Below are 10952 nucleotides of genomic sequence, written 5' to 3' on the forward strand. Positions count from 1 at the left end.
GGAGCTTCCGACCGATGCAAACCGCAGCTAAGACTTCCACTGACCCCACCGAGGCCATCGTACATCTGCGCCGCGGCCTAATCGCGCAGGGATACCGAGTCGTTCCCTGCAGTGGGAAGAAGGCCTGTGGCCTGGGCTGGTCAAACTCAAAGTGGTCAGCGGAGCAGATGGAGGGCCTGGCGCGGTTGTACCCGCACGGTCATAACACCGGCGTTCTTACTGGCTCTGTCGTCGCTATAGACGTCGATACGCCAGACCAAGCAACATCAGATGCCATTCTTGCAATGGTCGCGAAACTTCCGGGTCTCGCAGCCGCGCCGTATCGCATCGGGAAAGCACCAAAGCGCTGTTATGTATTCCGCAGCGACAGTCCGCGCGGAAAGGTAGCAACCGGCGCGTATTTGATCGACGGCCAAAAATGCCAGGTCGAGGTGCTGGGCGCCGGGCAACAATTCGTGGCCTACGGCACACATCCCGAAACCGGCCGCAATTACGAGTGGTTCAACGGTTCGCCGGCCGAAACGCCGTTCGTCGAGCTTCCTGAGATCCACGCCGATGACATTGACGCGATGCTCGCCAGCGCCGAGGCGTACCTTTCGGAACACGGGACGCTCATAAAGCACGGCAGTAAAGCCCCAGCCAATGACAATGAGAAGCCGGTGCACGCATGGTCTGACCATCCGTGGTCGGCACTCAACCAGCGTGCCTATGACTATCTTGACGCTTGGGTGCCCCAGCTGGGTCTTGAAGAGCTGAAGCGATATCACGCCGGCTACCACGCGGTTGCGAGTTTCCGTCCGTCGAATAGTTCGACGGCAAAGAAACGTGGGCGCGCTCTAAATATCCAACCGGAGGGCATCTGCGATTATGCGGATAACAACCGCGGATATTCTCCGATCGATCTGGTTGGAGTGTGTCGAAGGCTGCAATCGCACGAAGCGGTGGATTGGTTGAGGGAGCGCGTTGGCGAGCCAGACGACGGCACGCACGCGGTTAGCCCTGAGGCGCTGCTGAAGAAAAGGGATGCCGGGAATGTTGGTGTAGACGATGACGAGGACACCCGGGACGCGTTCCCCGGCATCATGTCGTCAGGGGAGTTCGTGCGCGGGTTTGTTCCGCCGGATTATTTGATAGACGGCATTATTCAATCTGGATTCCTCTATTCGATTACAGGGCAGACCGGCGCCGGCAAGACGGCCGTAGCTCTACTGATGACTTCGTGTATCGCACGAGGTGAGCCGTTATCCGGGCAAGGTGTTAAGCGTGGTCGGGTTCTGTATTTCGCGGGCGAAAACCCGGATGACGTACGGATGCGCTGGATTGGATTGTGCCACGAGTCAGGTCTGAATCCAGACGACGTTGATGTCCACTTTATTGAGGGCGTGTTTTCGATCCCGGAGTTCGCCGAACGCATCGAGCAGGACGTCATCGCCCTTGGCGGTGTTGATACGATATTCGTCGACACCACGGCAGCCTACTTCCCCGGCACCGACGAGAATAGCAACGTGGAAATGGGGGCCTACGCGCGACTTCTTCGTTCCCTGACGCGTATGGAGTGCAGACCCGCCGTCATCGCAGCGAGCCACCCTATTAAGAATGCAAGCGAAGGCAACCTTCTGCCGCGTGGCGGCGGGGCGTTCCTGAATGAGGTGGACGGCAATCTCGCTCTAGCAAAGAAGGGCGAGCGCACATCCGAACTTCATTGGCAGGGCAAATTCCGAGGCCCCGAATTTGCTCGTATCACGTTCGACCTTCCCGAGATCCGCGTTCCGACCCTTGTGGATAGTCGTGGCAGGCAGATTCCCACCGTCATGGCGAGAACTGTAAGTGACGGCGAGCTTTCCGCGCGAGCGGCTGCTGCCATGAAAGAGGACCAGGAGATGCTTATTGCTATTCGCGCCAATGGCAAACGCAGCCTGCGCGACTTGGCGGAATTCCTGAAGTGGGGCGATGACGACGCAGCCAAGCGCAAGGCACAGACCGTGACGGACCGTCTCAAGAAGGCGCAGATGATACAGTATGACCTTGGTGTTTGGTCACTTACCAAAAAGGGCGAGCAAGCAGCCCCCGAAGCCGCGCGCGTACTGCACGCTGAGAACGCGGCACGGCAGAGCGCTGCGAACGTCGTTTCGTCAGGCCGGCGGAAGCATACGTCGGCCGTACCTGCCCGCGGGCGCTACGGTACGGACTAATAAAAACATTATATAAAACAATAGTTTGTGTGCGTACGCCGTGCAGGACGCACAAACATAAAACCAAATACTATGACGGGGTGTGTGTTTTACACACCCCCGTCATTGGGAGAAAATCTAATCGTACGTACCCTCTATTTCTCTGGGGGGCACGCTGTACGGTACGACGTGCCATAGGGCAGGGTCCCTCGATCCCTCCCGCCGTCCACTCAGGGACCTGGCGCCCCAAGGCGGACTTTCACGCGTGCAGAACCAAAACCCAAACACGGGGAAGTGTGCAGCCGGCAGCCGGCCACGCCAAGACCGCTGAAGCGGTAAAAAACGAAACCCTTCAAGGGTGCACAACACCTGTATAAACCAGCAAACGACAACGGCCCCATTCAGGTCGCCGACTTCACCGACCTTGCAGCCGCCGTGCATGGCTAGAATCCGCACCGGCTACCCCCGCAACCCACCGCGCTCAGTCGCCCTCTTTGCGGGACAGTATGCGCCTCGGATGGCGGAAAAGTTGCTGCGGAAGCGCAGGGCTATGACAAGGCGGGGGTAGGGGCCATCTCGATCTCTCCCACCGTGGGCCTCAACTTCCGGCCGCACAATCGCGCGCTAAATCCCGCAGGTTTTCGAACTTTTTTCCCCGTGTGCAGCCGTCAAGGCCACACCAAGAGCCGAAAAGGCCCAGTACGTCACGTTACGAGAGATAATCCATGCATCGCACCCCACTCGAGTCCCGCCTTGCTCGCGCCAGCAGGCGCTCTGATTTGCGGCTCTTGCAAGATTACGCCGCGCCGCACTCGCCTTCGGCCTGGATGCCGGCGAGTGATAACGAGGTTGGCAATGCCCAAGTTGACCGGATCGTGGAGATCCGGCCGTCGCCAGACGAGGTAGTACGGATCGCCGCAAAGGACGCTATTTTTAGCCCGTGACAGCTATGGACCGATTGCGCCGCAAGAGCTTGACGCGGCGGCCCGGCGCCACCTCAAGGTTGAAGGCGGGCGCATCCTGAAATGGAAGAGCTCCGACAACCGTTGGCACGACGCTGCGGAGTTATTCCGGCAGGTCAAGGGGCGGGCGCCGAAGTACCGATGAGTAGCGGCAGGCGGACAATCAGCGGCACCTCGCTATTCGCGGCAGCGGTGGGTTGCCGCCCAGCTTGGTGAGCACTTCGCAATGCTGGAAGCGAGCTTGGACGGCCTGACCGCACGCCAGATAGCCGATACGAAAGGCTGGGGCTCGGGCAAGGCCGGTGAGCGCAAGGGCGTCGCGGCACAGGACAATGCGCTGGAGGCGTTGACGGCACTGGAGACAAAGCTCGCGGCCTAGCAATGAAACCATGGTCTAGCCTCATTTGAGACTGGAATCGCCAACCAATATCTCCCGCGCGCTAGGGCGCGGGGAGGCGGCGAGACGTGGCGAACGGGCGGCGACGTAATGTCTATGCTGCGCAGATCTTGGTCGACGGTAGTCCTGTGCGGTGCAAGGTCCGCCACCTCACGGATTCCTCTGCAATAGTCCAGATCGATAACGCGCCCTTCGTGCCTGCAGCCTTCGGCCTGCGCGTTCCAAGTGCTGGTTTGGATATTGATTGCTCGGTTGTATGGCGTGATGCGCGGCGTCTCGCCGTGAAGTTTCTGAACTGACTGCCAATGTCTCGTGGCAGCGCGCCGCAGAATTGAGGGGGCATGTGCCGTCGACAAATCCCGCTTAGCATCTGAGGCGCATGGACGGGGGAGGGGTGAGTCAGATCCTTCCGACCTTCGTCCATAGCTACCGGCGGCCCCCAAAAATTCGCGCATCTGCAATTCAAAACATGGGGTATCTGAGGTTGCATTGTCTAGCAACGCAGCTGACGAGAGGTCCACGCCGTGTGAAAGAGAGCGAAGATCAGCGCTCCCGCTCCGTAGTCGACGAAGAGATCCTTCTGAAGCCATTAGCAATCGATCCGATCGGCCCGGAACCGTCTCCGTGGATCTCCGCGCGGAGGACATCGGCGCGTTGTTTGGGGGGCACCGAAGAGATGATACCGGCTGCCGCGAGCGGCAGTGGCCTGATCCGGCTAATTTCGTGGAGACGGAGGACTTTCTCGTGGCCGACCAGACTTCACGATCCAGTGGTTTCGAAAAATCGGCTATGCGCGTTCGAGCAGTCCGCAGTTTCGTCGTGAGTACGACGACATCGTCGATGGGCTGAGCAAGGCAGGCGTTCCGGAACAATGAGGCGACTACCAGATAGCCGGACTTCGCCTATGGTAAGAGAGACGACAAGGTCTCCTTCTGGCCCTCAGCGACGGAAATTCATGTCCGCTTGCACGTCGGCATTCAAGGCAATAACGGACTCGTTTTGCTCACCGTGAGATCTTCTCAGTTTAACCCATTGCGGACGTACAAATTGCGGTTGCACGCGGCAGCGCGGTTGGCTTCTATTCCTTGGTATGTGCCTGACCGGCGGTGGTGTGGTCTTCCACCTTCCCTTCGCTCTTGAGCTTTGCGGCTCTGTCTTCGTTCTTCTTTGCTGACTCTTCCTTGTCGCCTGGAGTGGCGCATTGTGAACCGGCCTTGAGATCGCCCCTCACTTGAGCCTCATCGGCTGAATTCTGCTGAGATTTATCTTGCTGGAGCTTGTCCTCGCACTGCTCGGCCGATGCGGTGGCGGCGACGCAAGAGAAGGTCAGCGCGAAAGCGATTGCGATCGATCGATGCACGGAGGTGTTCCTTGAATACTGGGCTAATTTACGCAGCAGCGAACGCTTCCAGCGCGGCGTTTATTGAACTTAATAACCTTCTCAAGGTTCCGGATAACTAGTGCCCGGCTTTAGGCTGCAGGAATGCCCGACGCCCAACTAAGTCCCAAGAGTCCGCTATGGGAAAGGAGCAGACGACTGTCGGGTAGGGCCGTGACGACCGGTGCTGACCCCAAGCGGACTTCTCTAAGCGCCGGCGCAAACTCGCGAAGAACAAGGAAAGTTGCGGCTGGAAATTCCTGATCCGAAGCACATATCACCGGGATGGTGACAGTTGTGCAATGCACTTGCGGTGCTGAGTACAGACGCACCGAAGAGAAGTTTCCGCATACAGGTGACGCGGTCTGCGCAATCTGCGGAGCTGTTCTGGAATCATGGCAGGAAAGCAGCCGCGTTCATACGAACTTATTGAACGCCCGAAGACGAGGCTTTCAATGTCGGTCTGATTCCGAGAGCAGCGGACAGATGCTGAATGGACCGGGGGTTCTCGGTCCAGCAACCTCTCGGCGTTGGCGGGTAAAGGAGGCGAGCATGACCCTCATATGGCTTGGTGCGCTCCTTGTTTTCGGCGGCGTGCTCCAAATGGCATTTCAGCCCATCTGGCGAAGCCGACTCAGCGGTGGAAAGCGGCTTCGCTCCGGGCGAGACACGCTGGAGCCTGAAAGACCGGGCAGCGGCTTCGGCATCAAATCGAATTGGCCTGGACTTGTGATGGTCGCGCTTGGCGGCGCGTTCTTGCTGACCGGAGCTGCCATCTGAGTTGAAACCAATGTCTCAGGCGTCGCCCGTTATCTGGCCAGGCCAATGTGCTTCCCTCCTCCTGGCCCTTAGCAGACAAGGCAGCCGGTTCATCGATGGCGGTAGGGCCGAACACGGAAAGGGAACGGTCGGACTTCAGCTTTTGACTCAGGCGGAGTCACCCGCCGGACGCATGGTTGGCATCTCCAAATTTTCCGGGCATTTCTATTCCGACCATCCGATGGGAGAGCACGGCGATCACCCACAATGCCGCCGGGCGGCAATGCCCGCTCGGCGGCCGTTAGCGCGGGAGGATGCTGAGCGCCGATATGAGGAGGTACCAATGGCAAAAGCTCGTTCAACGTCCATCAGCAGACGAAGCGTCGTCGCAGGACTGGCGATGACAGCCGCCCCCGTGGCTTTGGCTGGAGCCAATCAAGCGCATGCGCAGGTCCAGCAAACCACTCCGGATCAAAGCCTGTATGAGCGACTTGGCGGCGTTTTCGCCATTGCAGCGGTCGTGGATCACTTCAGCGACGTTGTCGTAAAGAACCCTACCGTCGGCCAGAAGTCAAAAAATCCGCAATTGAGGGAATGGCACACCAAAAATCTGAAACGTTTGCCGGCCTCAAATTCATGCGGACCACTTACATCTCTGCCCTCATGAGCGACCAAATGTACGGCGCGAGTAGCTTGAGATTACAGACGTGACCCGTCTGCGAAACTCTCGCACGTCGGCGGGTTCCCTGAAATGCGCATCCTTGATCAATGGCGTCAGCTCGTTGCGAAGGGCTTCAGGCAGTGCGGCCATAAGTTCGTTCAGCGGTCCGTGAGGTGGAATTCGGACTAAATGTCCCCCAATTATTGCTACCCCGGGACCGCAGTTGATCACGCCCCAGAGAATGATCGCGATAATATCGTCCCGCTTGCCGCGCGGAATTCGGAGAGGTGGGGGGCTCAATAAGAATCCATGCCCGGCGGAGGAACCAGCATTGGTATGTAGTTCACCCCAGCCGACAATTGCCCCGGAATCATTCATTTGAATTGCAAAGTCTAGACTCCAACCGGATCCGGACGGGAAGAGATCGCTTACTGCTGTGATAAACCCTCCGCTTTGAAGATAGTAGTTAAATTCGTGCTCAAACAAGATTTGACCGTTAGCATTGAGGTCAAGAATTTGGCCATTTGAGAATGGCGCGAGTGTGTCGGTGGTGGCATCGTAAATTGCCTGTACTTCGGGGCCGCCCCGACCAAAAAACCAAACTCACAGCTTGTCGTCGTTGGTGATGCGAATTCCATTGGACATGACGATGGGATTTGCCACCGCGCGCAGATTTGCACCATCGTAAAAGACGGGCACTTCGAGCTGATCGAAGCCTAGTACCCACCCTTGAACTCCGATCGCGTGGCCAATATCGTTGATATCTTTCAATTCAAGGAAGGCCGTCGATCCGGGTGGTTGCGACAGCGGTAACGTTGGCAACACCCAAGTAACCGCCTGGGTGTTGCGGTTGAAGATAAAACCTCTCTGATCATCCAGGACGCTCCCGCCCTTTGCCGCTGTTCCCACCACATCGCCGGAATTGTTCAGCGCCAGGGGTCCAATTGCGGGATAACCCGGAATTGCGATCGGCTCGGTCGTATTCGTTTCAAGATTGTAAAGCGCGTATTCCCGCCCGGTGGAGCCCTGCACTCTGGCGAGGACAACGCGCTCGTTGTTGATGGCCAGTACATCTATGATCTCAGATGGAAGAGTGATGAGAGTGCCGTCCACGAGGCGGACAAAGTTTGGCGGGTTCAACCCGGAGCCCAGGATGACGTCGCCTCGATTGCTTATTCCTTGTGGCCGCATCGGACCAAGATCTACGACAGAATAGCCCATGGGGTGTCTCCTGCAGATTGCAAGTGTTCTTAGCACGGTCTGGTCGAGGGCACTTTGGGATTTTGCCGGCAGATGCCCGCGGCGTCTTTCCTGACTATCCGGCTCCAGTCATCCGCAACACTGATGCCGGGAGCGAGATGGTGCGATGCGCTGGGGCATGCCGCCACCGCGGCACACGGGCGGCCCGCCGGGAGACTTATCAGGAACGTCGCGCAGCCCTAGCGAGGTGCGTGCAGCAGGAACCCCTCACCAAAAAAGAACAACTTGAGGCCCGCCACGGCTGGGAATAGGGTTGCTCAATGTAGAAGTGAAGAAGAAATAGCCCGATAACCCCTCAGAACAGGCGCGGTTTCTCGTTCCTAATTCGAGTTGTGACCGCGGCGATGATATGCCGGCGCAAACTACGCTCAGAGATATCAGCGAAGGGACATCCGCGGTAAAAGCGTGTTGGGATGCATAGCGCTGCCGATTTCTTTCGGCATTGAACTACGCTCTATCGACGACGGCAGGAGCCGTACTTCGAGCTGGGGTACGGGGATGGGAGTGAGCGTTGCGCGATTATCGGGGTGTGTGGATCGCATATCACCGAGAACATCGACAAGATCGCAAACACACGCGAGCAGGCCTTCGCTTTGATCGATGAAGTCGCCCAACAGATGAAAACGGATTGGGACGAAATTCACGACGTGGTCGAAAGAAAATGATCGATGCGTCAGGCACCGATGACGTCGCGCGCTACAATCAGGTGTGCAACGCTATCCTGCTGTCGAGCGCTTCAAGCAATGGGCGACCCGCAAGGGCGTCGTTTTTCACGACGCGCTGCGGCCGAGAACACGATGCACAAGTGCATCACCGCTGTGCGGTCGCTGCCGATGCAGCTACGGCTCAAGTCGAAGCGGTGGCTGGAGGAGCGGGGATTAGAAGCGCTGAATGATGGCGATGTCTAGGGCGTGTAACCATAAGGAGGAGAGGTCAGCTTTTGGGTCCAAGGAGAAATTCTTTGCTCAATCGGAGTATTGCCGGTTTTGACCCGTTGCGGAATTTTTTTCGAAAACATGCGCGCTGTTTCAGGGAACATGCTGGTTGTCTTTCCGGATAGGCGCTCATCCTAACCTCGTTCATATTCGACAGCCAAAAAACAAGCGGTCCTTGCGGCAGTTCTTTGAGTCAATGCTGCCGGAAATGTATTCGAGGTTGCTGGAGCAATGCCGCAAACGATCCGGGGCGCGGGGTGGCTGTGAGGTCAGTCGAAACCGATCGACACAGCCTGTGAGCCCGACTGCGCCAAGCGTCCCGGTCCTTCCTCACGTCTGACAATTCGTTGCGGAGCAGCTTGATAATTTGACGCTGGGTGTCGATCTGCGCCTGTAGCAGAGCCATTTCTGCCCGTTCCCAGCCCGCAGCGTCTTGCCCCACTGACTCGCCGGAGGCATGTCCCTCGGCCGCTCCAAAGGCGTACACGCGGTGCAGCAGCAACTCGGCGGTGTCGATCTGGCCGATGTTCAAATTGCGGGATACCGGGGCAGCTTTCTTCAGCCTCAACATGGTGGACCTCGTTTTAGGTCACCCCCATTGCAACCTCCCAGATCCGGCTTAACCATTCGTCAACCCTGGATCAGTGGCAGCGGCGCATCTTTGATCCTTAGGTCAATGTATCGTCTGGTGTGCGCCGACCGTTCCGACAAGAGACGTGCGCGTGGTTTCGCCGGCGAGATTTCTACGTGATGCCTCGATAGCGCGGCCAGGCCGCCCATCTCTCATGCATCGGCGATCTCGTCGGGCGATTGATCTGCAATCGCGCGAGCAGCCTGGCTTTCTGCAGTGAGACTTGCTTGGCGGTGCCGCCCAGTCGCACCGCGATCTCCGCGTCAGTCTTTCCRGCAGCCAAGCGCCTCAATAATCGCTTCTCACGCGGACTGAGCAGGTCGCGCATCAAAACATCTCCACTGACGACAACCACGCGCATTTGCAGCGCCAGTTCGCGCCACTTGAACAATCAGCGCGCGACGGCCCCAAGCGTCTTCGCGAGAGGAGAACGAGAGCGGGACGCCGGGGCCGCGAGCGCGCCGGGATAAGCCCAGAAGTGAGCGTGTCCCATCACCACCCGCTCCATCTGTTCACTTGTATACCCTAGGCGTCCCGCTTATTCACGGGATGGTTGATCCAAATCAACGTCTTAGATGCCAATTCGCCGCGAATTCGTTGTGGGCAGGACAGCACCATGCCGCGCTATTTCTTCCACGTCACCCACAAACGCCGCGAACTCGACCGCGAAGGCTATGAGCTGACGAGCACGCCGCTTGGAAGGTAGCCACGGTAACGGCTGGGCAGATACTCCAAGGCCTCCATGGGAAGTTAACTCCCGACCGCGAATGGCGGATGGAAGTCGTGGATGAGTCCCGAAACACGCTCTATGTCCTGCGTATTAATGCCGAGAAGCGAACGTAAGCCTTGGCTCAGTTGGCGGCTTCATCGTGCTGTCGATGTTGGGGGCGGCCGAACCTTCGCGATGGTGTCTAGTAAAAGAACCACAGCGCGATGATGATGAGTGATCCCAGAAACATCACCGACACCACCACTGCTCCGAGGCAGCCACCACTCTGGTTCAATGCCGACCTGCCTTACCCTCAGCCTCATTAGGCAAACGGCTTGCCTGCGTCGGACAGCTCGCACCGCGAAGGTGTCTTGACGGGCCAAGTTCTAGCGCCGCACGCCAACGCGATTGACACCCCCATTTAGATTGCCACCGGCGTTATGGCGAACCGCAGCGCGTGCCACCGGACGAGGCCTAAGGACAACACCGGCGCGTGCGACGCAACTCGGCGGATAGCCAACATACGTGCAGTACACAACCGCCTCAGCCGGTGTTGGACTGAGAGTGATACCTGCTACACCCAACAGGGCGCTGGCCACAATCATTGTCATTGACCTAATCGAAAGACGCTTGCTCCGAGGCATGGTAATCCTCCTCGCACTAGCAACTGAAAAGACGACGGGATCGCCTCCGTTGCGGCTGACATAACGTGAGCGTCAAAGGATAGATGACCTTGACGTAGATCAACGCAACGCAGCGACATCGACCTTAGTGGGCGCTGGGGTTAGATCGTCTCATTCCCCCAAGGAAACGATGATGCGCGTATGGATTTACACCGCCGGTCGGGCCAGCTCATTTGCGTTCGAGTAGTTTGGTGAAGGTCAGCCCCGGATTGATCGCCAGCATATTGATGATATCGGGCAGCGGCATCTCGGGCGCATCCACCATCATCTCAAAATAGCAGCCAGGATGCGCGACGTCGAAGTCGCGCAGATGTTGCAGCCACGCCTCTTGCAGGGATTCCGGGACGTGGGCGATGGTGAGGATCTTGACGTCAGCGGGGGCATAGTCGCGCGCTTCGGCATCCTC

The 10952-nt window shown here is 58.1% G+C and carries 11 protein-coding genes; 5 read left to right on the plus strand and 6 right to left on the minus strand.

The genetic code is table 11. From position 1 onward, the window contains the following. The first annotated feature begins 14 nt into the window (after positions 1-14). Both AC1DW2_RS11135 and AC1DW2_RS11140 read left to right on the plus strand, forming a co-directional pair. Positions 15-2192, plus strand: coding sequence for an AAA family ATPase (locus AC1DW2_RS11135; RefSeq protein WP_283016743.1), 2178 nt, complete (start codon positions 15-17; stop codon positions 2190-2192). Between the two features lie 1167 nt (positions 2193-3359). Then, positions 3360-3512: a hypothetical protein gene (locus AC1DW2_RS11140; protein WP_354132549.1), complete on the plus strand. Its 153-nt coding sequence runs from the start codon at positions 3360-3362 to the stop codon at positions 3510-3512. Positions 3513-4608: 1096 nt separating this feature from the next. On the opposite strand, the gene AC1DW2_RS11145 is transcribed toward AC1DW2_RS11140, so the two are convergent. Further along, positions 4609-4890, minus strand: coding sequence for a hypothetical protein (locus AC1DW2_RS11145; protein WP_283016741.1), 282 nt, complete (start codon positions 4888-4890; stop codon positions 4609-4611). Between the two features lie 570 nt (positions 4891-5460). Here AC1DW2_RS11145 and AC1DW2_RS11150 point away from each other — a divergent pair. Together AC1DW2_RS11150 and AC1DW2_RS11155 are read left to right on the plus strand one after the other, a co-directional pair. Next, positions 5461-5688, plus strand: coding sequence for a hypothetical protein (locus tag AC1DW2_RS11150; RefSeq protein WP_441268012.1), 228 nt, complete (start codon positions 5461-5463; stop codon positions 5686-5688). 322 nt (positions 5689-6010) lie between these two features. Beyond that, positions 6011-6334 (plus strand): globin family protein, encoded by a 324-nt coding sequence (locus AC1DW2_RS11155; RefSeq protein ID WP_283016740.1) that lies wholly within the window; start codon positions 6011-6013, stop codon positions 6332-6334. A gap of 597 nt (positions 6335-6931) precedes the next feature. Here AC1DW2_RS11155 and AC1DW2_RS11160 read toward each other — a convergent pair. The 3 genes from AC1DW2_RS11160 to AC1DW2_RS11170 all read right to left on the minus strand — a co-directional run bounded on the left by AC1DW2_RS11160 (position 6932) and on the right by AC1DW2_RS11170 (position 9545). Continuing rightward, positions 6932-7549 (minus strand): hypothetical protein, encoded by a 618-nt coding sequence (locus AC1DW2_RS11160; protein ID WP_477006019.1) that lies wholly within the window; start codon positions 7547-7549, stop codon positions 6932-6934. Positions 7550-8716: 1167 nt separating this feature from the next. Next, a complete protein-coding gene (locus AC1DW2_RS11165) occupies positions 8717-9094 on the minus strand; it encodes a hypothetical protein (protein WP_477006020.1) in 378 nt (125 codons plus the stop codon). A gap of 172 nt (positions 9095-9266) precedes the next feature. Next, positions 9267-9545 (minus strand): LuxR C-terminal-related transcriptional regulator, encoded by a 279-nt coding sequence (locus AC1DW2_RS11170; RefSeq protein WP_283016737.1) that lies wholly within the window; start codon positions 9543-9545, stop codon positions 9267-9269. A 335-nt stretch (positions 9546-9880) separates the two neighbouring features. On the opposite strand from AC1DW2_RS11170, the gene AC1DW2_RS11175 reads away from it, so the two are divergent. Continuing rightward, the gene (locus tag AC1DW2_RS11175) at positions 9881-9997 is read left to right on the plus strand and encodes a hypothetical protein (protein WP_428841312.1); all 117 of its coding nucleotides are present in this window, start codon (positions 9881-9883) and stop codon (positions 9995-9997) included. Between the two features lie 252 nt (positions 9998-10249). On the opposite strand, the gene AC1DW2_RS11180 is transcribed toward AC1DW2_RS11175, so the two are convergent. Together AC1DW2_RS11180 and AC1DW2_RS11185 are read right to left on the minus strand one after the other, a co-directional pair. Beyond that, positions 10250-10507, minus strand: coding sequence for a hypothetical protein (locus AC1DW2_RS11180; RefSeq protein ID WP_283016736.1), 258 nt, complete (start codon positions 10505-10507; stop codon positions 10250-10252). Positions 10508-10715: 208 nt separating this feature from the next. Beyond that, positions 10716-10952 (minus strand): hypothetical protein (locus tag AC1DW2_RS11185; RefSeq protein WP_477006021.1); only part of this gene is annotated, 237 nt, incomplete at its 5' end.

It is taken from the genome of Bradyrhizobium sp. P3_C3 (assembly GCF_056402655.1).